Annotated in this window: 22 protein-coding genes and 1 pseudogene; 17 read left to right on the top strand and 6 right to left on the bottom strand. The window is 55.0% G+C overall.

All coding sequences use genetic code 11. From position 1 onward, the window contains the following. The first annotated feature begins 15 nt into the window (after window positions 1-15). On the top strand, window positions 16-1,227 hold the full coding sequence (locus NTZ04_08830) for an acetyl-CoA acetyltransferase (protein ID MCX5992407.1): 1,212 nt from the start codon (window positions 16-18) through the stop codon (window positions 1,225-1,227). A gap of 40 nt (window positions 1,228-1,267) precedes the next feature. Further along, window positions 1,268-2,605 carry a DUF1015 domain-containing protein gene (locus NTZ04_08825; GenBank protein ID MCX5992406.1) on the top strand — a complete coding sequence of 446 codons (1,338 nt, stop codon included), beginning with the start codon at window positions 1,268-1,270 and terminating at the stop codon, window positions 2,603-2,605. On the opposite strand, the gene NTZ04_08820 is transcribed toward NTZ04_08825, so the two are convergent. From NTZ04_08820 to hisF (NTZ04_08795), 6 genes are all read right to left on the bottom strand, one after another. Next, a complete protein-coding gene (locus NTZ04_08820) occupies window positions 2,600-3,595 on the bottom strand; it encodes an NrpR regulatory domain-containing protein (protein MCX5992405.1) in 996 nt (331 codons plus the stop codon). The genes NTZ04_08825 and NTZ04_08820 overlap by 6 nt on opposite strands. A gap of 130 nt (window positions 3,596-3,725) precedes the next feature. After that, a complete protein-coding gene (locus tag NTZ04_08815) occupies window positions 3,726-5,303 on the bottom strand; it encodes an FMN-binding glutamate synthase family protein (GenBank protein MCX5992404.1) in 1,578 nt (525 codons plus the stop codon). A gap of 57 nt (window positions 5,304-5,360) precedes the next feature. Next, window positions 5,361-6,029: a 2Fe-2S iron-sulfur cluster-binding protein gene (locus tag NTZ04_08810; protein ID MCX5992403.1), complete on the bottom strand. Its 669-nt coding sequence runs from the start codon at window positions 6,027-6,029 to the stop codon at window positions 5,361-5,363. Between the two features lie 12 nt (window positions 6,030-6,041). Beyond that, entirely contained in the window at window positions 6,042-7,901 is a 1,860-nt protein-coding gene (locus NTZ04_08805) for a 4Fe-4S binding protein (GenBank protein ID MCX5992402.1), read from the bottom strand. 2 nt (window positions 7,902-7,903) lie between these two features. Continuing rightward, complete coding sequence (gene nuoE / locus NTZ04_08800) at window positions 7,904-8,380, bottom strand: NADH-quinone oxidoreductase subunit NuoE (GenBank protein ID MCX5992401.1); 477 nt, start codon at window positions 8,378-8,380, stop codon at window positions 7,904-7,906. A gap of 43 nt (window positions 8,381-8,423) precedes the next feature. Then, window positions 8,424-9,194: an imidazole glycerol phosphate synthase subunit HisF gene (gene hisF / locus NTZ04_08795; GenBank protein MCX5992400.1), complete on the bottom strand. Its 771-nt coding sequence runs from the start codon at window positions 9,192-9,194 to the stop codon at window positions 8,424-8,426. 149 nt (window positions 9,195-9,343) lie between these two features. Between hisF (NTZ04_08795) and pdxT the strand changes: the two genes are divergently transcribed. The 15 genes and pseudogenes from pdxT to NTZ04_08720 all read left to right on the top strand — a co-directional run. Continuing rightward, window positions 9,344-9,919 (top strand): pyridoxal 5'-phosphate synthase glutaminase subunit PdxT, encoded by a 576-nt coding sequence (gene pdxT / locus NTZ04_08790; protein MCX5992399.1) that lies wholly within the window; start codon window positions 9,344-9,346, stop codon window positions 9,917-9,919. Window positions 9,920-10,162: 243 nt separating this feature from the next. Further along, window positions 10,163-12,004, top strand: a complete 1,842-nt coding sequence (locus tag NTZ04_08785; protein ID MCX5992398.1) for an FAD-binding protein — start codon at window positions 10,163-10,165, stop codon at window positions 12,002-12,004. A gap of 42 nt (window positions 12,005-12,046) precedes the next feature. Beyond that, window positions 12,047-13,456: a glutamate synthase-related protein gene (locus tag NTZ04_08780; protein ID MCX5992397.1), complete on the top strand. Its 1,410-nt coding sequence runs from the start codon at window positions 12,047-12,049 to the stop codon at window positions 13,454-13,456. Then, entirely contained in the window at window positions 13,453-14,958 is a 1,506-nt protein-coding gene (locus NTZ04_08775; protein MCX5992396.1) for a glutamate synthase-related protein, read from the top strand. Before NTZ04_08780 ends, NTZ04_08775 begins: the two co-directional genes overlap by 4 nt. Continuing rightward, window positions 14,951-17,695: a glutamate synthase gene (locus tag NTZ04_08770; protein ID MCX5992395.1), complete on the top strand. Its 2,745-nt coding sequence runs from the start codon at window positions 14,951-14,953 to the stop codon at window positions 17,693-17,695. Before NTZ04_08775 ends, NTZ04_08770 begins: the two co-directional genes overlap by 8 nt. Further along, the gene (gene hisH / locus NTZ04_08765; protein ID MCX5992394.1) at window positions 17,692-18,312 is read left to right on the top strand and encodes an imidazole glycerol phosphate synthase subunit HisH; all 621 of its coding nucleotides are present in this window, start codon (window positions 17,692-17,694) and stop codon (window positions 18,310-18,312) included. Before NTZ04_08770 ends, hisH begins: the two co-directional genes overlap by 4 nt. 90 nt (window positions 18,313-18,402) lie before the next feature. Further along, window positions 18,403-19,170 carry an imidazole glycerol phosphate synthase subunit HisF gene (gene hisF / locus NTZ04_08760; GenBank protein ID MCX5992393.1) on the top strand — a complete coding sequence of 256 codons (768 nt, stop codon included), beginning with the start codon at window positions 18,403-18,405 and terminating at the stop codon, window positions 19,168-19,170. Between the two features lie 21 nt (window positions 19,171-19,191). Next, window positions 19,192-19,371 (top strand): hypothetical protein, encoded by a 180-nt coding sequence (locus tag NTZ04_08755; protein MCX5992392.1) that lies wholly within the window; start codon window positions 19,192-19,194, stop codon window positions 19,369-19,371. A gap of 1 nt (window position 19,372) precedes the next feature. Continuing rightward, window positions 19,373-20,146, top strand: a complete 774-nt coding sequence (locus NTZ04_08750; GenBank protein MCX5992391.1) for a hypothetical protein — start codon at window positions 19,373-19,375, stop codon at window positions 20,144-20,146. Window positions 20,147-20,178: 32 nt separating this feature from the next. Beyond that, window positions 20,179-21,198, top strand: coding sequence for an NrpR regulatory domain-containing protein (locus tag NTZ04_08745; protein ID MCX5992390.1), 1,020 nt, complete (start codon window positions 20,179-20,181; stop codon window positions 21,196-21,198). A 6-nt stretch (window positions 21,199-21,204) separates the two neighbouring features. Then, the gene (locus NTZ04_08740; protein ID MCX5992389.1) at window positions 21,205-21,882 is read left to right on the top strand and encodes a response regulator transcription factor; all 678 of its coding nucleotides are present in this window, start codon (window positions 21,205-21,207) and stop codon (window positions 21,880-21,882) included. 117 nt (window positions 21,883-21,999) lie between these two features. Next, window positions 22,000-22,224 (top strand): hypothetical protein, encoded by a 225-nt coding sequence (locus NTZ04_08735; GenBank protein ID MCX5992388.1) that lies wholly within the window; start codon window positions 22,000-22,002, stop codon window positions 22,222-22,224. Beyond that, a pseudogene (locus NTZ04_08730) lies at window positions 22,217-23,403 on the top strand (ammonium transporter). The gene NTZ04_08735 and the pseudogene NTZ04_08730 overlap by 8 nt, the downstream one beginning before the upstream one ends. A 3-nt stretch (window positions 23,404-23,406) precedes the next feature. Further along, window positions 23,407-23,745: a P-II family nitrogen regulator gene (locus tag NTZ04_08725; GenBank protein ID MCX5992387.1), complete on the top strand. Its 339-nt coding sequence runs from the start codon at window positions 23,407-23,409 to the stop codon at window positions 23,743-23,745. A 67-nt stretch (window positions 23,746-23,812) separates the two neighbouring features. Further along, a partial coding sequence (locus NTZ04_08720) for a glutamine synthetase beta-grasp domain-containing protein (protein ID MCX5992386.1) occupies window positions 23,813-24,262 on the top strand: 450 nt, incomplete at its 3' end.

The following is a 24,262-nucleotide window of genomic DNA, read 5'->3' as shown; positions in this document are numbered from 1 at the left end:
TAGGAAAGGAGAGCGATGGCAGAGAGTATAAAGGACAAAGTCGCTATCGTAGGCATGGGCTGCACCAAGTTCGGTGAGAGATGGGATGCCGATGCCAAGGATATGATCACCGAGGCCGTCGACGAGGCCTGCAAAGATGCTGGTGTAGAGATCAAGGACATACAGGCGATTTGGCAGGGGACCCAGTGGGGTACTCAGCTTTCGGAAGGCGGCGTCGCCACCGGCACACTGGTCTCCAGCACGTTGCAGACCCAGTACATTCCGGTGACCCGTGTAGAGAATGCCTGCGGCACTGGCGCAGAGTCCCTTCGGGGAGCCACTTTCGCCTTGGCCGCCAAGGGTTATGACCTGGTGATGGCTGTAGGGGTGGAGAAGGTTAAGGACATGGGTTTCGGCGGACTGCCTTCAGTCTGGATCGGACGCTGGGAACCGGTCTACGGCGCGTTCGGCACCGGTCCGGGGAGATATGCTATGGCGGCCGTGGCCTACTTCGCCAAATATGGCCTCAGCAACGAAGAAGGCAAGAGAGTCCTGGCCGAGATCTCGGTCAAGAGCCACTTCTATGGAGCAAAGAATCCCAAGGCGCATCTGAGGAGAGAGGTGACTGTGGAGCAGGTACTCAATGCTCCTATGATTGCTTGGCCTTTAGGACTTTTCGACTGCTGCGGAGTGACCGACGGTGCTTCAGCGGCCATACTCTGCCGCACAGAGGATGCCAAGAAGTATCGGCAAGACTACGTTACTATCAAGGCGTTCGGCATGTCGGCCAGCCCGGGATGGGGCAAGGAGCGGATAGACTACGACTTCACTTACTGGGATGCCACGCAGGCGGCTGCAAAGGCAGCTTATGCCGAAGCGGGTATAAAGAACCCCCGGAAGGAACTGGACATGGTGGAACTGCATGACTGCTTCAGCATTGCTGAGCTTATTGCTTCCGAGTCGCTGTCTCTCTGCGAGACCGGCAAGTTCAAGGAGCAGATGACCGACAAGAGGGCGTACTATCTTGATGGAGAAATGCCGGTGAACATAAGTGGAGGGCTGAAGTCATTCGGCCACCCCATAGGTGCCAGCGGTTGCCGCGAGGTCTATGAAATATACAAGCAGATCCAAAAGAAGGCCGACGAACCTTCACGTCAGCTCAAAGATGTCAAGCTGGGATTAGCACATAATCAGGGAGGACATCCCGGCAAGTTTGTCTGTGGAGTTACTGTAGTGGGTGCGCCTTAGGCGTACCCACTTGATATTTCCAAGGGTGGACGTGGATTAAGTGGCTGATGTTCGGCCGTTTCAGGGTATTCGCTACAGTCATGAGCGAGTTAAGGATCTCTCATCAGTCATAACTCCACCCTATGACATAATCTCCCCGGAGGAGCAGCGGGCCTATCATCAACAGAGCCCGCACAGCATAATCCGTCTCGAACTTGGAGAGGATTACCCCTCTGATTCTGCTGAAGACAACAAATACACCCGCGCGGCGGGGACGCTGGCAACCTGGCTCGAAGAGGGTATCCTCTTTCGTGAGCCGGCGCCCGCCTTCTACATTTTTGAACACCGCTTTACCCTCGAAGGTACCATAAAACACCGCTGGGGCCTGACTGCCCGCGTGCAGCTGGGCGACCAGGGTAACGGTGGAGCTCGCCCCCACGAGAGTGTTATGGAAGAGCGGATACTGGATCGCCTCAAACTGTTACGTGCCTGTCGCGTGAACCTCAGTCCCATTCTGGCCATGATTGATCATGGCCAGAATGGATTTACATCCCTCCTCATGAAGTCGGCCAAAGGAAAGCCGGACATCGGCATCGTAGATCGTGATGAGGTAGTCCACAACATGTGGGTTATCAGGGACGAACAGAGCATGGCACAGATTTCTGATTGGTGTGCCGGCAAGGATGTCTATATCGCCGACGGACACCACCGTTATGAAACAGCCTTGGCCTATCAGCGAGAGCAGCAGATGGGCAGTTCCCGTTCTACCGGCAACGAATCCTCCAATTTTGTGATGATGACGCTGGTAGGTGCTGATGATCCAGGGCTGGTTGCCTTGCCCACTCATCGCATCGTGAAGTCTATCAAGCCTGACCTTCTATCGGGACTCAGAGAGAAGCTAGCCCAGCTCTTCATCATGGAAGAGATCCAACCTGCTGCAGCCTCTCGGTCTGAGGTGCTCAGAAGTTGGTTGAACACTCTGGCGGAGCATGGCAAGAGGGGCGCTATAGGAGTCTACGGTCTTAGCCAGGAATGCCTCTGCCTCCTCACTCCCCGGGAGAGTACACACCTGACGAAGCTAATGCCATCTGATCGCAGCCGGCAATGGACAAATCTGGATGTATCTATCCTTCACTGGGTGATCTTGCGGCAGATATTGGGCATAGATACTCCACAAAAAGAGATCAGATTTCTAGAGTACACCAGGGACGGTCTAGAAGCTGTCGAGGGGGTGAATTCAGGTAAGTATCAACTGGCTTTCCTGATGAATCCGATTCCTATCTCCAGCGTCCTGGCTGTAGCTGACACTGGCGATAGGATGCCGCCGAAGTCAACCTATTTCTATCCCAAGCTGCCCACCGGTCTGGTGATGTATCCACTCTGGGACGACGCTCTATAATTCCCAGAAGCTCCTCAGTCGTCGGTATTCTACAACAGAGCATATAGCAGCATTCTCTGCCTCCACGCCGGCTTCTTCAGCAGCGGCAACAGGGTTCAATCCACCGAGCAGGACTACCCCTACCCTGTTCGGATCTACCGAGACCTCGCAGATCGGTTCGCCGACATTTCCCATAACAGCGAGGCTGCCCAGGTGGGCTTCCTTCAGCCTGGCAATTATACCTTCTGCTAAAGGTCTACATTGGGCCGGAACTTCAGCGCAGTTGGCCAGTACTTTCCCCTCACCCTTCTTGGTCGCTTCAGTCACGTTGGTCATCTTGCCCCTGATGAAGACCTCTGATGGATCCAAAGAGGTGCCGCTGTAGTAGATGATCTCCGCGAAACGAAGTGGCTTATGGTCTCTGATCTGCAGTATGCCGCCGAATCTTGAATCCGTAGGTACGCCGGCTTTGAGGAGGACCCCGGTGACCACAGCACTGCATACTGTGGCAAAGCCGATCTTGCCTTTGGGTATAGTTCTGCCTCCCAGCTTCTCTCCCTCCCTGGCCACTGCCACCAGATCTCCGACGGATATCTCCGCCTTGAATGCGTTCCTCATTGCCTTCAGCGCCCTTGGGAAATCGTCCCTATCAAAAAGCGAGAGGTTGGCTGGCACGAACCCGCTCCGGCTCTGCCAATCAAAGGTGGTGCGAAACGAGACTAGCTCTATCCGGTTAATAAAGAGGCCAACCTTGTCACCAACCAGGGCATTCTGCAGCTCCTCGACCCCGGCTGGTGTGATCAGCCTCCCATCCCTTCCTGCCAGCTGCGTCAGTCCCCGCTCATCCATCAGCTTCAGGTGATACCTCACTGCCCTCTCACTGAGGTCGATGCCCTGCTCCTTCAACTGGCGACCGATCACCCTGGCGCCGACAGCCTCAGGCGACTCACTCAATATCCTGAGGATAGCATTGACTTTCCTCTCTACTTCGACGCTGCTGGAACCTATCATTGTCTCTTCATGCTAAACCACGATCTGCCCCTTGAGCTCCTGTAGTCTGGTGGTTCATAACGTTGCGCCGCGCCTGAGCGCTAGGTCAGGCGCGGCAGCTCAAATCTCTTGTTGGTTCTATTATATATGGCTACGCCAGTATCTTGTCTACCTCTTTGGCATCGATGTCGGTAACGAGAGGAATGCCGCTCACTCTGGTTGCCTCTGGTGTCAGCGCTGCGATGTCATCGCGGCTTATGTGCTCGACACCGAACTTCCGGTTGCCAGCCATCAACTGGCGCAACCCCTGAGCCAGTCGCTCCAGGTAGGTATAGAGGCCGATAGCCGAGGTTGGCATCTTCTCATAGGCCTTGCCATATTCCCGCTTCAGTGATTCGGCAGTGACGAAGATGGATTCCCTGGTACCACCAAATCGCTCGAAGTAGACTGGGAGTTCCTGGCTCTTAATGGCCTCGCCGATGGTCTTGCCAACCATAGCCGCAGCCAGCGGCCCTCTGGCCATGCCGATGGCGTTCACATAAGGAGCACCCAGTGCCAGGCCCTTGAATATCTGGTCTTCCAGAACAAAGCCGCCTGCCAGTACCACAGGGGGTACATACTGACCCTTCTTAGCCAGGCGATCACAGTACTCGTGCAGCAGTGACCACAGCTCGACGCCGGGGACGCCCCATTCGTTCATCATGCGCCAAGGGCTCATACCGGTGCCGCCGCCAGCTCCGTCAACAGTAAGGTAATCAATCTTGGCTATAGAGGAGAATTTGACCGCGCGGGCCAGATCTGCCGGCCGGTAGGCACCTGTCTTTAGAGAGATGTATTTAGCACCGGCATCGCGCAGTTGCTTCACTTGTTTCATGAAACCCTCTTTGGTAACCATGCCAACGCGGGAGTGTCTCTCAAACTCGGTGAAGACCCCCTTCTTAAACTCCTCTACTACGAAGGGATCCAACGGGTCGGGGAGCACAATGTAGCCGCGCTTACTCAGTAGCTGTGCCTTTTCAAGGCTCTTGAGCTTGACTTCGCCGCCGATGTCCTTCGCACCCTGTCCCCACTTCAGTTCCACGCCGGTAGCGCCCAGCTTCTCAATAGCATATTCCAGCACGCCCAGGCGGAAGTCTTCAACGTTTGCCTGCACGATGATGCCGCCGTAGCCATTGCTCTGCCACTCCTTGTAGAGCTTGACCCGCCTCTCCATATCGGGGGAAGACACGATTCTCCCCTTGGTTATCTTGGAGTCCACGTCCATGGCGCAGACATTCTCGCCGATGGTCAGCGGTATACCTGACATAGCTGAGCCGATGGCTAAGCCATCCCAGTTCTGCCCGGCGACATTGGTAGAACCCAGGCCAGGGATAATAAAGGGCAGGCGCAGCTTGATTCCTCTATCACGACCCAACCACGATTCCAGGCTGACGTTCGGGAAGATAGCCTTATCGGAGTCTGCTTCCATGCCATAGGCTCCCACGGCTGTCCCCATTATATTGAAATGTGACAGGTCTATAGGATAGGCCTTCTGCGACGCGGTCGTGATGATGCCGAATGGCTGTGGGTAGAGCACCTCGTGACCACGGTAGGCGCTCTTGCCTATCTCGCACATGCCGATGCAGCCATCAACGCAGGTGACGCACATGCCGCTGATGGGGCACCAGTCGCCACCCGTCCTGTTCTTGGTCAGTGTGGAAGCCGTTGCGTTATACCTTGTCAGTGTCATCTTTGATCTCCTTCCTTGTTTTCCAAAGTCTCATATATTCTGAAGAGCGTTGTGGGTCTAGTAGACCGTGTGTCCATGCGCCCCTACGCTCTCGGAGCACCCTGTGCATATGGCGCAGGTCTCAACGGGTGCCAGGTTCTGGCAACCCCCGCAGAGGCCGTTGATCAGGTTATTGGCTGTGCAGGCCCGCTCGCAAACCGGACAGATCCATTCGCATCCGCCGCAATTGCGGCACTCCGCTGGGGTGACTCCAAAGGCTGTGGCTACCCTGCGTGACGTTCCGCGGCCCACGAATCCGATACCGCCCGACCGCATCTGTTCTTTACAGTAGCGCACGCAGCGCCCGCAGAGGATGCACCCCCTATCCTTTATCTTGAAACGGATCCTGTTGATGCCCATGTTGGAGGCCATATCCTGCAGCGTCTTTGAGGTGGGACATGAGGCAATCAGGAGTTCCACAACCAGCTTACGTGCCTTCTTCGCCTTCTCCGAATTGGTCCGGATGACCAACCCCTGCTCTACCGGCATTGCGCATGATGCCTCCAGCGATGAGCGATTCTTCCCTTTGACTACCTCCACCAGGCAGACACGACACTCACCATAGGAACTGAGGCCGGGATAGTAGCAAAGAGTCGGGATGGTGATGCCCATCTCTTTGGCTGCTTCAAGGACGCTGGTTCCTTTCTCCACCCTTACCTTGGTTCCGTCAATCGTCAATTCAATCATGTCTTTCCCTCTTCATGAGACTAGAACTGCATCGAACTTGCAGAGGTCACGACAAAGCCCGCATTTGATGCACTTACCTTGATCGATGAAATGTATTTCCTTCTTCTCGCCTGATATGGCACCCTGCGGGCATTCTCTGGCACAGACCCTGCAGCCGGTGCAGTTCACTGCATCGACCGTGAAGGTGATGAGCGCCTTGCATACGCCTGCGGGGCAACGCCTGTCTGTGATATGAGCTTCGTATTCGTCTCTGAAATACCTGATGGTGGAGAGAACGGGGTTGGGAGCAGTCCCACCCAGTCCGCAGAGCGAAGCCTCCTTGATGACATCGCCCAGTTCTTCCAAGAGTTCGATATCTTCTTTCTTCCCCCGCCCCTCAGTAATGTCGGTGAGGATATCCAGCATCCTGTCCAGTCCCTCACGGCAGGGCACACACTTGCCGCAGGATTCCTCTGTCAAGAATTTGACGAAGTACCTGGCCATGTCAACCATGCAGGTTCCCTCATCCATGACGATCATGCCACCGGAGCCCATCATTGATCCGGATTCAGCTAGCCTGTCGAAGTCAATAGGTAGGTCAATCAGGCTCTCAGGGATACAGCCGCCTGATGGGCCGCCCGTTTGCACTGCCTTGAATTTCTTCCCGCCACGGATGCCACCGCCAATGTCATAGACCATCTCTCTCAAGGTGATTCCCATTGGTACCTCAACCAGTCCCGTATTGTTGATCTTGCCCACCAGAGAGAAGATCTTGGTTCCCTTGCTGCCCTCGGTACCAATCGTCGTGTACCATTTGGCGCCGCGGTTGATGATGAGAGGCACGTTGGCCCAGGTCTCCACGTTGTTCAGGTTGGTAGGCCGGCCATAGAGCCCCTTGAGGGCTGTGTGAATATGCTTGGGACGCGGTTCGCCTATCCTGCCCTCCAGTGAGGCCATAAGGGCAGTGGACTCGCCGCAGATGAATGCGCCGCCACCTCTGGAGATCTTGATGTCAAAGTCGAAATTGGAGCCGAGGATGTTCCTCCCTAGCAGACCGTATTGCCTTGCCTGGTCCAATGCTATGCGCAGGTTCTCCACTGCTAAGGGGTACTCGTTTCTGACGTAGACATACCCGTGATGCGAGCCCATCGTGTACGCGCCAATGATCATTCCTTCAATGACGCTGTGGGGATTCCCTTCAAGGAGGCTCCTGTCCATGTAGGCGCCCGGGTCGCCTTCATCAGCATTACAGATGACATAACGGATGCCGTCGTATGAAGGGGCATTGCGGGCGGACTCCCACTTCCTGAATGTTGGGAACCCGGCACCGCCGCGGCCACGCAGCCCGGATCTACTGATTTCATCGAGCACTTCTTCAGGGTGCATGTCGAATAGCACCTTGCATAGTGCCGAGTAACCACCCAAGGCGATGTAATCCTCTATATTGTGGGGATCTATGAAGCGAATGCTATCGGTGAGAAGACGGTACTGCTTGCCATAGAAAGGTATGGTCTGCTCGCGGACTATCTTTCGTCCTGTGGCAGGGTTGGTGTAGAGGAGCCTTGTGATAATCTTGCCTTTGGAGACCGTCTCCGAGATTATCTCGGGCACATCAGCAGGCGTGACGTGTTGATAGACAATTCTCTTGGGGTATATCACTACCACTGGCTCTATCTCACAGAAGCCATGGCAGCCCGTTGTCCGCAGATCCACGGAGCCATTCAGACCGTCCTTTTTCAATTCCGCGCTGATGGCTTGTGCTACACCAGCCGCACCGCGGGCCAGTCCGCACGTTCCCACACTGGTAACAATACAAGTGCGTTTCGGATCGCGCTGGCTGGCGATCTTCTTGCGCAACTGCTCCAGTTCTACTGCTGACCCTAGTTTCTTCATCTCTACTTCCCTTCAGTGCCTTTCCTGTATTGCTTGAGGACACCCTTCACCTTCCCCGGCCGCACCTGCCCCTGGTAGTTGCTATCAACAACCACGATAGGGCCTAGGGCGCAAGCCCCGAGACAGTTCACCGTCTCCAGCGTAAACTGCATGTCTTTCGTCGTCTCTCCGGCTTCGACGCCAAGTTGCCTCTTTACTTCATCCAGGACGGCAGGAGCACCTCGCACATGGCAGGCAGTGCCCAGGCAAACGTGGACCAAATGCTCGCCGCGAGGCTTCAGGCTGAATGACTTGAAGAAGGTGGCTACGCCATAAACTTGAATCAGCGGCAGATCCAGCCGCCTGGCCACCTGCCTCAGCACATCTTCAGGCAGATAGCGATATTCAGACTGTATGTCCTGAAGTATGGAAATGAGGCTGTCGCGGTTGCAGCCATATTCATCGACTATAGTATCTACCTTCTTGAAATCGACTCCCATTTCTTGATCACCTTTCCAAATAGTGTTTGATGTATATCGATCCTCAGATTCTTACCGGTATCCCCTTCTCGGCCAGATATTTCTTCGCCTGGGGGATGGTGATCTCTCCAAAGTGGAAAACGGAGGCACACAGTACGGCAGAGGCCTTGCCTGTCACCACAGCTTCATAGAGGTGCTCCAGCTTGCCAGCCCCACCCGAAGCAGTGACGGGTATGCTTACCGCTTCAGCTACGGCCTTGGTCATCTCCAGGTCGTAGCCCTCCTTCGTCCCGTCGGCATCCTTGCTGGTCAGCAGTATCTCTCCTGCTCCCAGCTTCTCCACCTTCTTGGCCCATTCCACAATGTCGAGGCCGGTTCCCTCCATTCCACCCCTTATCACCACTTCGAGCCTGGGGAGTTTGCTCCCCGGCGGGTTCTTCTTGCCATCGATGGCAACCACCAGCTTTTCCTTGCCGAAGGTGCGGGAGGCCTCCTTTATAAGGTCTGGATTCTTGACAGCCGCAGTGTTGATGGAGACCTTATCTACGCCGAGATCGAAGAGCTTCCTCATGTCGGCTATGTCTCTGATCCCGCCGCCTACAGTGAAGGGGACGGTAGCTGCCTTGCGGACCTTCTTCACCCATTCGAGCTTGGTGGGCCTGCCTTCAACAGTGGCCGCAATGTCAAGGAAGGCCAGCTCATCAGCACCCTCGCGGCAGTACGCTGCGGCAGCCTCCACAGGGTCACGGGCATCCCTCAGATTAACAAACTTGATCCCTTTGACTACCCTGCCATCCTTCATATCCAGGCATGGTATTACCTTTACTATCTTCACTTCTCTTTGCCCCCTCATGATGAAGTTCGGTATAATGACCTGTGGAGTGCAGGCAAACTTAATAGTGCCATAGGTAACCGTTTGCCTAGTCTAGGATAGAGGAATCGGTTTTGTCAAGTCCGCAGGGCAAGAAGAAACAAACAAAGAGGATGAAAATTGGAGTCCTGGCTTTACAGGGAGCCTTTATAGAACATATTCAGGTTCTTCAGCAGTTGGATGTGGAGGCTTCTCCGGTGCGCCTGCCCGAGGAGTTGGATGGCCTTAATGGCCTCATTATCCCTGGGGGCGAGAGTACTACTATGAGCCGGCTAATGCTGGACCTCTACTTGATGCAGCCGATCAAGAATCTGGCCGAAGCGGGGTTCCCGATAATGGGAACTTGTGCTGGCATGATCCTTTTGGCGAAGACGGTGCCTGGCTTTCCCCTCCGGACCCTGGGGCTGATGGATATCACAGTGAGACGCAATGCCTTTGGGAGCCAGATCGATAGCTTTGAGACCGATTTAGAGATACCGGTTCTAGGCAAACAGCCTTTTCATGCAGTCTTCATCCGTGCCCCGATCATTGAAAAGGCAAACTCGACGGTGGAAATATTGGGCAAACTATCCAACGGTACCACCGTAGCTGCCAGACAAGGTAAGTTGATAGCCGCTGCCTTTCATCCTGAACTGACGGCTGACCTGAGATTCCACAAATATTTCCTCGATGTCGTTGGTTTACACTGAATACAGCCTCTTTCCCCTGCATTAGATACTTCCTGGTTTTGGGCACAACCTGATTCTTATTTGCCGTCGGCAGCCTCCCCGGTTCCCTATTTCCTTGTTGGAGGGATCTTGACAGCACTAACAAAACGTGGTACTTTATAGGAAGCGGCAAGCGGTTGCCGCATACCGCTACTAGGTACGTGAGACAAAGGGGATCATTGATCCCATATCACTATAGATAGCGAGTGAAGAGACTTATAAACTATGAAGACAGATGAGCTCATAAAGATCGCGGGCGATATAAAAATCATCGACAATGCGGCAGAAAGAGAGATGTACAGTTATGACATCGGTGATGTACCGCTGATCATGACCAAAACGTTTTTTAAGACGTTACCCGATTTCGTCGTCCAGCCTAAAAATGTAGATGAGATAGAAAAGGTCCTGGCGTTTGCCAACGATCTGAAAATCCCCGTGGTGCCGAGAGGCGCCGCCTCGTGGGGCTTCGGCGGCGTCATCCCGACCAACGCGGGAATCGTTATCGACCTGTCCCCCTTCCGGAAGATCGTGGCGATCAACACTGCCCAAAAGACCGTTACCGTAGAAGCGGGCGCCCGTTGGAGCGATATCGACATCATGGCCAAGAAAGAGGGCTTGTGTCTGATGACATACCCCTCAAGCAAGTTTTCCACGGTGGGCGGCTGGATCTCGACCGGAGGATATGGCATCAACAGCTTCAAGTACGGCCACTTGTCGAAACAGATCGTGTCCATGACGGTCGTCACGGGCACCGGCGAGGTCAAGCAGCTATCCCCATCGGACCGTGATTTCACCTACTTCGTCTCCACCGAGGGAGAGTTCGGCATCGTGGTTGAGGTAACCCTAAAGTTGCGGGATGTTCCTCAGGGTTCATACCCCCATCTCCTGTATTTTCCGAGCGACAAGGAGGCCTTTGCCTTCATCGGCCGGTTCGTAAGAGATCTGAGCGCCGCGCAGCTCAACCCCAATGTCATCCGGTTTTTGGATGAAAATCAACTGGCCGATACCAACGAGATCATGCGGGCCGGCATATTCAAGAAGAGCGCCGCCGTTATGGTGGAGTTCGGCAGCGCCGAGGATGAAGAGCATTTCGTAAAATCCATGGCTCGAAACGGCAGCATTGAAGAAGCGCCCCGCTACGTTGCGAGCTACCTCTGGAACGAGCGCCTGTTCGGCATGAAGATCAAGCGCCTGGGGCCGACCATCCTGGCCAGTGAAATCATCATCCCGATTACGTCGGCCGCCGCCTTTATCGAAAAGGCCAAGAAGATAGGCGGCCATTTCGGGGTGGAGATCTGTATCGACTCCTACATCATCGATGCCCATAAGGCGCTCATCATGTCCACCTTCCTGTGCGATTCCAGGACCAAGAAATATTATATCAACCTGCCCCTGGTTTCCATACTCACCAAGGCCGCGGTGGCGCTGGGTGCGGAACCATACGGGCTTGGCCTCTGGAATGCCGCCTTTATCCATAACCTGTACAGCAGTGCCAAACTGCGCGACCTGAAGGACTACAAGGCCCGGGTGGACCCCAACAATATCCTGAACCCGGGCAAATTCTTCAGCGTCGGTTCAAAGGGGATCTCCGCCCTGATCTTCCATCCAGCCGTTTTCGGTCCTTCCATGCAGCTCATGGTGCTGATGGCGCCTGTGATCGGGAAAGTCGCCACAACCCTTCTGGGAGACGATAAGAAGATTGACAGCCTGGATTTCGAGCTCAGCACCCATGCGTGCGCCAAATGTGGAAACTGCATAGCGGTATGCCCGGCCTATCTTGTCACCCAAAATGAAGCTGCAACGGCCAAAGGGAAGATCGCCCTGGCCAAGAAACTTCTTGCCGGCCAGGCCGTGACGCGGGAGGAAGCCGCCAATGCCTTCATGTGTATGCACTGCAAGGCCTGCGAGGAGATATGCCAGACCAACCTCGAGCTGATGATGCTCTGGGACGCCCTGGAAAAAAGGCTTGAAGGTCAATTCGGCCGGCCGGAGGCTCAGATCGCGGAATTTCTGAAAAAGGTCGATGCCAGCAAGGAGTACTGGGATATGGTGGAGCAGAACAGCTGAACCTCCGTATATAAACAGAATCTAAAAAGACGGATAAAGACTATGCCAAAGAAATATCACATTCACCCCAAGATTACACCCCTCGATCTGGACTATGTATTTAAATTCAAGATCGTGCGGGGGGAAAACTGCATCAATTGCGGCAAATGCACGAAGGTTTGTATCTATGAAGCGCACAAACGCCGCAAAGACGATCCGCGCAAGATGGCAGACCCGAACACCGTGGTATGCAGGAACTGTTTCCGCTGCATCCAGGAGTGCCCGCGGGGGGCCCTGGAGAAATCCCTTGATAAGGATTTTACCAATATCGGCGGTGCGTTCTGGAAACCCGATATGTTGATCAGCCTCTGGAAGCAGGCCGAGGACGGAAAGGTCCCCGTTTCCGGTGCCGGTTACCGCGGACCGTTTACCGGAACGGGTTTCGACAGCATGTGGACCGACATGTCCGAGATCGTGCGTCCGACCCGCGACGGGATCCACGGACGGGAATATATCAGCACCTCCGTTGACCTGGGCCGCAAACTCAATCACCTGACCTTTGATGCGGACGGGCAGTTGGCATCGACGGTCCCGGATACCGTCGATCTCCCCATACCCATCCTCTTCGATACCCCGGCGGATAATCTGAGTTCGAATGTCAAGGAGGCCCTGGTAAAGGCGGCCGCAGAGATCAGCACCTGCATCATCATGCCGGCGGCCGACATCACACCCAGGGTCGAGAAATATCGCGACAACATCATCCCCTGCCTTGCGCCCACAGAAATCGACACGCATAAGGCCGTACTAAAAAAGGCGCGCCTCGTGTCCATCGAATATAGCGATGCGGTGCTGAACGATTTTCCGGGCCTGAAGAAAAAGATCAAAAAGCTCAGCGATGCCCTTACCATCATACGCATCCCAGCCATGAACGACGTGGAAGGCATCGTTGCCAAGCTGGCGCACAGCGGCGCGGAGATCATCCACATCGTGGCCGATTACCGCGGCCAGGAGCTCAACGGTTCGGCGGGATCGGATCGGCGTCTCCTCAAGGACATTATCCGGGCCGTCCACCTGAGGCTGGTGGAAGACCGGATCCGCGATGAGATCACCCTTATCGCCTCGGGCGGTATCGCCATGGCGGAGCACGTGCCCAAGGCCATGCTCTGCGGCGCCGACCTGACGGCCATAGACATACCGCTCATGATTGCTCTGGGTGCCAGGATCTATGAGGAGCCGGAGAAATTGCTGATTTTCCCGGAAGGGCTTGGTAAAATTCCGCTCCCCATCGTCACCCAGCGGATCGTTAACCTCATGGGGGCCTGGCATTCGCAGATACTGGAGATGATGGGTGCCATGGGTATTCGCGAGGCCCGTCGTCTGCGGGGAGAAAGCGGCCGGGCCATATTCTTTGAAGAAATAGACAAAGACACCTTTGGAAAACTATTTAAAAAAAGAGAAGCAGTGAGCGTATGAAACCATCAACCGTAAAAATCAGAAAGATGCCTTCCAGGTTCAAGCACCAGGTGCCGAAATACAAGGTCACCCGCTCCGATGCCTGCATCAACTGCGGTACGTGTGCCAGGGCATGCCCTTACGGCGTGCATGAAAGGGTCGAGGGGCATAACAAGGTCAAGCCGCCCATCGACTACAAATGCATCGGCTTCGAATGCCAGGGCAAGGATTTCTACTGCGTCGCCAAATGCCCGCGCAAGGCCTTGAGCCTGTCGTTGAACCCCATGTATGCGACGCTGGGCGACTTCCGCTGGACCGCGGACATGATCACTGGGACCTGGATCATGGCCGAGACCGGCTATCCGCCGCAGCGCACCGACCTCGAATATAACGTGGGCAATTCCGGCGGCGGCTTCGACAAGCTGCGGTTCAAGTTCCCCGCCCATCCACCCCAGGTGGATAAATCCGAGATCTCCACCGCCATCCCGCTGAACCGCAGAAACGACGGGCGGGCGAACGTGGTCATTTCCACCCCCGTTTACGGCGGCGGCATGTCCTTCGGATCGGTGAGCCTGCCTACCATGGTTTCCAAGGCGCGCAATGCGACCATATGGAATACCTTTACCTGCACCGGCGAGGGCGGCTACCCCGAGATGCTCCAGCCGTACGATGACCACGTGATCACCCAGATCGCCACCGGCCTGTTCGGGGTGCGCGAGGAGACCATCCAGCGGGTAAAAATCATCGAGTTCAAATATGCCCAGGGCGCCAAGCCCGGCCTCGGCGGGCACCTTCTCGGTGAAAAAAATACGGAAAGCGTGGCTAAAATGCGCGAGGCCGTCAAGGGTTACCCGCTGTTTTCCCCCTTCCCGTTCCACTCGGTGTATTCTATCGAAGATCACAAGAAGCACATCGACTGGGTTAAGGAGATGAACCCCAACGCCCTGGTATCCGTCAAGGTTTCAACCCCCAACGACGTGGACATGGTCGCCGTGGGCTCGTACTATGCTGGCGCGCATATCATCCATATCGACGGCGGCTACGGCGGCACCGGGGCAGCGCCCGATATCGCCAAGAAGAACATCGCCATGCCCATCGAGTATGCCATCACCAAGGTCCATAACTTTCTGAAGGACGAGGGCGCCCGCGATGCCATGACGCTCATCGCCTCCGGCGGCATCCGGACCGCCCATGACCTGGCCAAGGCCATCTGCCTGGGTGCCGATGGGGTAGTTATCGGCACGGCGGAGTTGGTATCGCTGGAGTGCGTCCGCTGCGGCAACTGTGAATCGGGACGTGGCTGCGCTCGGGGCATCGCCTCAACGGACTCCGAGCTGGCCGACCTGTTTGACGAGGATTGGGCGACACAGCGCCTGGTCAATATGTACCATGCCTGGAATGTCCAGCTGGTCGAGATCCTCCAGAGGTTCGGCATGCGTAGCGTCAAGGAACTCGTCGGACGGACGGACTTGCTGGAGCATATAGATTACAGTCATGAAACGGAGTTTGCTCATAATGGATAATGCCGAAAGAATATTGTCTTCACGCACTGAACTGTGCAGGCAGACACCGATTCTCGCCCCCAACACCGAAGAGGAAGGCGGCTGCGGCGTCACCGGATTTATCTGTTCCATCCCCGTGACCGGAAAAAACATCTTCGAGCCTTCCGTGCAGATGCATAACCGGGGCAATGGGAAAGGCGGCGGCATTGGCGCCGTCGGATTTATCCCCGAGGCCCTCGGTGTTTCAAGGCAGGTACTGGACGAGGACTACATGTTCCACATCGCCCTCCTGGATGCCGGCGTGGCGGATGAGCTTGAAAACACCTTCATCAAGCCCTACTTCAAGATTGACAAATCCGAGAAGCTCGCCACGCTCGATGACCATCGCAGTATCGGTCTGGATGTCAGGCCCCCGGATGTTATGCGTTATTTCGTCCGTGTCAAGGCCGACGTCCTGGATAAATTCATCGCGGAGAACCATTTCATCTCCCTGGACCGGCGCGACGCCGAGGACGAGTTTGTCTATCAGAACAGCTTCAGGATCAACGCGCGATATTATGCCTCCCTCGGCGAAAAGAAGGCCTTTGTCATGTCCCATGGCCGGAACATGATGATCCTGAAGATCGTCGGCTATGCCGAGAACGTCGTCCGCTATTATAAACTGGATGATTTCAAGGCCCACGCCTGGCTGGCCCACCAGCGCTATCCGACCCGCGGCCGGGTTTGGCATCCCGGCGGCTGTCATCCCTTCAGCGCGCTCAACGAGGCCCTCGTGCACAACGGCGACTTTGCCAACTATCAGGCCGTTTACGAATATCTCAAACAGCGCAACTACCACCCCCTGTTTCGGACCGATACGGAGCAGGCGGCGCTCCTGCTCGATCTGTGGAGCAGGGTCTACAAATATCCCCTGGAATACCTGATCGAGGCCATGGCGCCGACCTCGGAGATGGACTTCGACATGCTGCCGGCACAAAAGCAGGCGCTATACAAGGCCATTCAGACTCATCACGTCTATGCATCGCCCGACGGGCCGTGGTTCTTCATCATCGCCCGCAATGACGTACAGAACGATCAGTTCCAGCTGATCGGCCTCACGGATACGGCCATGCTCAGGCCGCAGGTGTTCGCCCTGCAGGAGGGCGAGGTGAAGATCGGCCTGATCTGCTCGGAAAAACAGGCCATCGATGCGACGCTCATATCGCTGGAGCGGGAAGATCCGCGCTTTAGGCCCATTGCCGACAAATACTGGAACGCCCGCGGCGGCAGTCATACCGACGGTGGCGCGTTCATCTTCAGCCTGAAGGATGCCGGCGACGGTTCGGGCAACAAGCAGCTCATCTGTACCGACAAATTCGGGAAGGTGATCGAAACGGCCAAGGATAAGGTCATCTGCGATATCTCGAAGGATTTGAAAGAAACAACGCCCGAAGGCAAGCCCATAGAAGAGAGTCTCCGTGGTTTATTCGTGGAAGCAGACGCGTCCTCTGCGGCGCACAAGATTTTCGCCTGTGTCCGGGACGCTATGAGGGGATTTGATGCCGTGAGTTTCAGGTTCGCGATTGAAATCATCAAAAGTCAGGCCCTGAAAAATGATACCTTCAAGCAAACGGCCATCACGGCCCTGACCCTGTTGAACGACCGGCGCTACCATACCGGCAGGATCAAGCGCAGCTCCGTGCAGCATGTCCTGAAAATCAACCTGGATGAGATACTGGCCGCCACGCCCATGATTACGGAAAAGACGGCGTCGCAGTTCAGTCAAATCGATTTCGCCACCCGTGATACCCTGCGGGCGCCGCAGCAGAACAATCAGATACTTGTCATCGATGCGGAGTATTTTGAGCCGGAAGGCGACAAGTGCGATGCAGTGATGATAGTCAAGGCCTGCAAACTCGGCTGGCGACGCTTCATCGTGTACAAATACCGCGGCCAGCGGTTTACGGGCTGCGGCTGCGGTCCGGCGACCAAGGGCGTGCGGATCGACGTCTACGGCTCATCCGGCGACTATCTGGCGTCGGGTATCGACGGTATGGAGATCTACGTGCACGGCAACGCCCAGGATCAACTCTGCCAGATCATGAAAGAGGGCAAGCTGGTGGTCTTCGGCGATGTCGGGCAGACATTCATGTACGGCGCCAAGGGAGGCGCGGCCTATATCATGGGCAATGCCGCCGGACGACCCCTGGTCAATGCCGTCGGCAAGCCGCGCGTGGTCATCAACGGCACCGCCCTTGACTACCTGGCCGAATCCTTCATGGCTGGCGATCCGCTGGACGGCGGCGGGTTTGTCATCCTGAACGGCATCGGCTTTGATGACAATGACGGGTCGATCCGGGAGTATGAATCGCCTTATCCGGGGTCCAATATCTTTTCCCTGGCCTCCGGCGGTGCGATCTATGTGCGCGACCCGCACCGGAAACTGGTTGATGAGCAACTCAATGGCGGCGAGTTCGCCAAGATCACGGATGCCGACTGGAAATTGATCCAGCCCTATCTCGAAGAGAATGAGAGACTTTTCGACATCACCATCGACCGGCTCTTGACGATTGACGATAGAAAAAGGGCCCCCAAAGACGTCTACAGAAAGATCAGGCCGAAAAAGACAGGGACCTCCGCCGAAGACGACGACGGGTTGAGCGAGTCGGTCAAATATGACCTCTGCGCTGGACAGGAGACCCCGGTGTCCATTGCCAACTGTCCGAATGAAGCGCTTATACTGAGTATTGATGGTGACAGCGGAGGCAAAGTTAAATGATTGCCATCATCGACTACGGTGCCGGAAACCTGCGCAGTGTAGCTAATGCCATCGCCAAGCTGGGTTACCAGCCGAAGGTGACGGGCAACCCTGGCGATGTGCTTAGCGCTGCAGCAGTTATCCTCCCCGGTGTTGGCGCAGCTGCTGATACCATGCACAATCTGGATAGGTCGGGCATGTCCCAGGCCGTTCGTCAGCTAGTCACTGACGGCAGACCCCTTTTTGCGGTTTGCGTGGGGATGCAGGTTCTTTTCACAGAAACTGAAGAGGGTGGCAGGCACAGGTGTCTGGGGATTATCCCTGGAATTGTGAGAAGGTTGCCGCCAGGGCTCAAGATCCCTCACATGGGGTGGAACCAGGTGAACCGAAAAGAGAATCATCCGCTATTTGATTCTATACCGGACGGAGCCAACTTCTATTTTGTTCACAGCTACTATGCTGCTCCGGAAGACCTGTCTGTGACAGCTGGAACAACAGAATATGGGGTTTCTTTCTGCAGTGTCGTGATCAGGGACAATGTGGTGGCCACCCAGTTTCATCCTGAGAAGAGCGGTGAGCATGGCTTGAGGATGTACGATAACTTCCTCAAGATGGCGCTGGCCGGAAAGAGGGCTTAATCCACGTGACCTGGGAAGGCCCCTCCAGCGGTCGGTGGATACCAAAGTCGGAGTGAACATGGTCAGAGTTAAGTAAGGACGGTTTCGGCAATGCTAACGAAGAGGATCATACCCTGTCTTGATATGACCGGCGGGCGAGTGGTCAAAGGCACCAGCTTCATGGATCTCCATGATGCGGGTGACCCTGTGGAGATGGCTGCCTTCTACTATAAGGAAGATGCCGATGAGTTGGTCTTCCTGGATATTGGTGCGACGCCTGAGGGCCGTAACACCATGGTAGAGATAGTGGAACGTGTATCCGAGCAGGTTTTCATCCCGCTTACCGTAGGTGGAGGGCTGCGCAGTGTCAATGATATGCGACTGATGCTGAAGGCTGGAGCCGATAAGATAGCCGTCAACACTGCGGCAGTGCTCCACCCGGAACTAATAGGTAAAGGAGCAGAAAGATTTGGCTCCCAGTGTATCGTTGTAGCCATTGATGCTAGGCTGGTGGAAAACGGTGAAGCACCAAAGTGGGAGGTTCTTACTCACGGCGGCCGGAAGGGAACGGGAATTGACGCCGTCGTTTGGGCGAATCAGGCCGTTGCACTCGGCGCCGGGGAGTTGCTGGTGACCAGTTGGGATAATGATGGCCACCGGAGCGGATATGACCTGAGGCTCACCCGGGCTATTAGCGAGCAGGTATCAGTACCGGTCATCGCCAGCGGCGGCGCTGGAAACCTGGAGCATCTTTATCAAGCCCTGCTTGCAGGCAAGGCGGATGCCGTTCTTGCTGCCAGCATTTTTCACTACCGGACCTACTCGATTCGCCAGGCGAAAGACTATCTGGCAGGAAAGGGGATTCCCGTAAGGAGATAGTAACGTAGCAAGAGGATTACTATGATGAAGACCTACCTCCCACCAAAGTTCACAGTAGAGAGATTCATCCCGGTGCATACAGCGCCAGGTGTGTCAATCAATGCATTGGAGAGCTTGCGCGGCAATCGCTTGCATTTGAGGGGTGTTGGGCTGACTGACACCAGACTCGAAATCCTGGGAGTAAGGATGGCAGGAGGTTGATATGACACAGAGTATTGGCCAGGTGAAAGCTGATTCGGTACTGAGCATCGATGCCAGCAACATTCCATACCGTGACCTTAACACCAGGTTGCGTAATGCTGTGATCAACGGGGTTCAGAGAATTGAGCTTCATAATATCTGTGGTCAGAGATACATTGGCACCAATCTGAGAAAGACAGTGGAGGTCGAGATATTCGGCACTCCCGGCAACGATCTGGGAGCATTTATGAATGGTCCGCGGATAATTGTTCATGGGAACGCCCAGGACGGCTGCGGGAATACGATGAACAACGGCGAGATAATTGTTCATGGGCACGCTGGCGATATCGTCGGCCTGTCAGCCCGAGGGGGGAAGATCTTTGTCCGTGAAGATGTGGGGTATCGGGCAGGCATTCATATGAAGGAGTACAAGGAAAAGAAACCGGTGCTGGTCATCGGAGGGACTGCTCAGGACTTTCTCGGTGAATACATGGCTGGCGGAATCCTGATCCTTCTTGGCCTTGGCCTAAAGAATGATGAGCCCCATAGGGCTAACTTCATCGGAACCGGAATGCACGGCGGTGTCATCTATCTGAGGGGCACTGTCAAAGATCATCAACTCGGCAAGGAGATGGGCACTGCTGAATTGGAGGAGAAGGATCTCCAGATTCTCCGGGCATTCGTGACCGACTTTGCAGCCTACTTCAGTTGCGATGCTGAGGAGATACTCAGACACAAGTTTATCAAGCTGTTCCCGCTTTATCTTAGACCATATGGCAGGCTCCATACCTATTAGATATTAGACACCGATTGAATCAGGAGTCAGAAATGATAGGCCAAGAGACTAGAGTGGTGGAAAGGAAAGTGGTCGCCATCCTTAAAGTGCTCAGCGATTCCCCGGAGCCTCTCGGCGGCAGGGTGATTGCCCGCCGGTTGTGCGATCTTGGCTTTGAGCTCGGTGAGAGGGCGGTGAGGTATCATCTGAGGCTGATGGATGAGCGAGGTCTGACCCAACCTGTAGGAAAGAGGGATGGCAGACAGATCACCTCTTCAGGTCTTGAGGAACTGAAGAGTGCCCTGGTGTCCGATAGGTTGGGACACATATCCGCCAGGATCGAGCTCTTAGCGTATGCCACCTCTCTCGACCTTGATAACTATAGTGGGCATGTCCCTATTAACACGTCCTTGTTCGCTGAGGAGGAATTTAACCGTGCTCTAGAGCTGATGAGTGATGCCTTTAGATCTGGCCTGTGCGTCAGCGACCTGGTGGCAATCGCCCACGAAGGGGCAAAGCTTGGAGGAGTGACGGTACCCCAGGGCAAGGTCGGGCTGGCCACAATATCCAGCATTGTAGTGAGCGGTGCCCTGTTAAAAGCCGGCATCCCACTGGTCTCCAGGTTTGGAGGAATGCTGCAGGTCAGGAATCAAAAACCACTCAGGTTCACCGATCTGATAGAGTACTCGGGGTGCTCCTTGGACCCCGCCGAGATATTCATTGCCAGTAGAATGACCAGTGTCAGGAAGGCAAGCATCGAAGGCGGCGGCAAGATACTGGCTAGCTTCGGCGAGATTCCCTCTCCCTGCAGACCGGAAACGGAGGCCATTATGAGGAAGCTGAAGGCAGCGGGCTTCAATGGCCTGATCAAGCTGGGAGAGACGAATGAACCGATATGCGAAATCACCTCAGAATTGAACAAGGTTGGGCTGATACTTTATGATGGGCTTAACCCGGTGGCAGCCGCCGCGGAAGCAAGTATAGAGGTCACAAACCGCGCCATGAGTGGATTAATTGAATACAAGAATTTGAGCAGATTTAGAGACATTGCGAATAAAAGGAGCAGCGCATAACCAGCCATGTTCAGGGTATTCATAATAGCCGATAGAAGCGAGCAGGTAAGGGAACTCAATTCCGGACTTGCCGAGAGGGGCTTCCTGTGCTCGATTGTCTCTGGACATGACGAGCCTCTGGAGAAGATCTGCAGTCACCCAATGGATCTGGTGATCATAGCTGTAGATGGATCACTGCCCGGTTCGGAAACAGGGCTTTTGCTTCAGAGGATCAAGGAGGAGACCCGTTTACCTGTTATTGCCCTTTTGTCCAATGCTAACCTCGATGTTTTTGATACTGATCTGCCCATAGATGATTTCGTCATGGAACCCTGGGGAGTGGATGAAGTGATGGCAAGAGCAAGGCGGACCCTGCGGAGAACAAATGGTTCTGACAACAAGGACTTGGTCCATTGTGGCAACATAACGATTGATCTGGCCAAGTGTGAGGTGGCTGTGGGGGGGAGGTTGGTGGAGCTAACGTTCAAGGAATACGAGTTGCTCCGGTTTCTGGCAAGCAAGAAGGGAAAGGTCTTCACCAGGGAAGCGCTGCTCAACAAGGTCTGGGGCTACGACTACTATGGAGGTGACAGGACAGTCGATGTACATATCAGGCGACTCAGAAGCAAGCTGGGAGACTCTGCTTGTATCGAGACGGTGAGGAGCATCGGCTACAGGTTCAACGACAACCCTAGCCCAGCTTAATCCACCTGTGATAATGGGCTACGGCGCTACTTGTTAACACAGATTTAACCTCCCTGAAATCTGTTGGAAATATATGGGTGTTACTCTCTGGTTATAAGCATAAAAGGGAGGTTAATCATGAAGAGTAGCACTTGCGGGACCATAGAAGTTGGTTTGGATCTGTTGGCACCTGGGTTGAAGCTAAAGCTGTGTACCAGCGGCCAGTCAATGAAGGCGACCATTGCAGCTATGACGGGGCTCTACTATTGGTCACTGCATTGCAGAGGCGCTATAGCGAACGATACGGATATCAGATATGCAGTCCCGGCTGGCGGTTTCTTGGTGGAGGTGTGGGATGGCTAGTGGGTATACTGCCTGGCTTCTGATTTCGACTGCCTTGGTGATGTTGATGACACCCGGGCTAGCACTGTTCTATGGCGGCATGGTGAGGAAGAAGAATGTTCTCTCCACCATGATGATGAGCTTTGCCATCCTCGCCGTCATAGGCGTGCTCTGGGTACTCTACGGTTACACCCTGGCCTTTGGGCCTGACAAAGGTGGCATCATCGGCGGGCTTGACTGGATTGGCCTGAGAAATGTGGGACAGGGCCCCTCTTCTACGTATGCTACAACTGTCCCCCACTTGGCCTTCATGATGTTCCCGGAGCGGTGGTGGAGCGGATCAAGTTTAGCGCCTTGCTGGTCTTCTCAGTCTTATGGTTTACGCTGATCTACTGCCCCGTAGCTCACTGGGTATGGGGCAGTGGTGGCTGGCTGGCCAAGCTGGGAGCTCTGGACTTTGCCGGCGGAACAGTGGTTCACATAACCGCTGGGGTATCGGCCATGGCCCTGGCATTGGTGCTGGGACCGCGCAAGGGGTTTGCAGAGAAGCACTCAATGGAGCCCGCGAACATCCCTATGGTGGCCCTGGGAGCAGCACTGCTCTGGTTTGGCTGGTTTGGCTTCAATGCCGGCAGCGCCCTGACCTCCGGCGGATTGGCCGCGAGCGCCTTTGTGGCTACCAATACCTCCGCCTGTGCTGCGGCTTTCACCTGGATAATCCTGGGATGGATCAATAAACGCCCCTCTCTCCTGGGTGCTGCCACAGGAGCAGTAGTCGGCTTGGTAGCCATTACGCCAGCCGCAGGGTTTGTGACCCCTCTAGCTGCCATACCTATAGGCATGGCAGCGGCAGTAATCTCCTACTATTTCATGATCCTGAGATCCAAACAGAACGTCGATGAGTCCCTCGATGTCTGGGCATGCCACGGCATGGGCGGCACGTGGGGGGCCTTGGCCACGGGCATCTTCGCCAGCGCTACTGTCAATGCAGCAGCAACCGATGGCCTGATCTATGGGAGTGCCCTGCTGCTGAGTAAGCAGATTGCAGCCGTGGCCGTCGTCTGGGTCTTTGCCTTTACAGGCACATGGATTCTGGCCAAGATCATCAATGCTGTTATTGGCCTGAGGGTGAAGAGTGAGGAAGAGGCGGTCGGACTGGATATATCCCAGCATGGTGAGAAAGCGTATGGGGGGATATAACCCATGAAGAAAATAGAAGCGATTATCAGGGAAGAGAAGCTGGAACCAGTTAGAGCGGCACTTGAGGGAATTGGCATCATTGGCATGACGGTGATGGAAGTAAGCGGCCGAGGCCGCCAGAATGGCATTCCCCTCCAATGGAGAGCGGGAGAATACCGGGTGGAATTCCTGCCCAAGGTTAAGATCGAGGTGGTGGTACTGGATGAGGACCTGGGAAAGACGCTGAACACCATCATGGTGAAAGCCAGGACCGGTGAACGGGGAGATGGCAAGATATTTGTCTTGCCCATCGAAAATGCCATACGTGTTCGGACAGGTGATGAAGGAGAAAACGCCATATAGATAGGGATAGGGCGGATATGAGCGCCAAGGCAGCATACCAGAATAGGTAGTACTGAAAGGAGGAGAAATGACAGCTAAGTCTAAGAAGGAAAGCAAGGAATATGTGCTCAAAATGGCGAAGGAGCACGATGTAAAGTTCATCAGATTGTGGTTTTCTGACATACTCGGCATGCTCAAGAGTTTCGCCATCACTGTGGAAGAGCTGGAGGTTGCTCTTGAGGATGGTATGGGATTCGATGGCTCGTCCATCGAGGGGTTCGCTCGCATTGACGAGAGCGACATGATGGCCCTGCCCGACCCTGATACCTTTCGCATGCTCCCCTGGAGACCGAAGGAGCACCATGCCGTGGCCAGGATGTTTTGCGACATTATGAATCCGGGAGGTGAACCTTACGAAGGTGACCCGCGATTAGTCTTGAAGAGGAACCTGAAACGGGCCGCAGACCTGGGTTACACCTACTACGTTGGTCCGGAACTAGAGTACTTCTACTTCAAGGACTCAAAGGGCACCGAGACC

Source organism: Chloroflexota bacterium (genome assembly GCA_026389585.1).
In the GTDB taxonomy this organism is placed as follows: domain Bacteria; phylum Chloroflexota; class Dehalococcoidia; order UBA2247; family RBG-13-53-26; genus JAPLHP01.
This window is presented reverse-complemented; position numbering and strand designations above follow the sequence as displayed.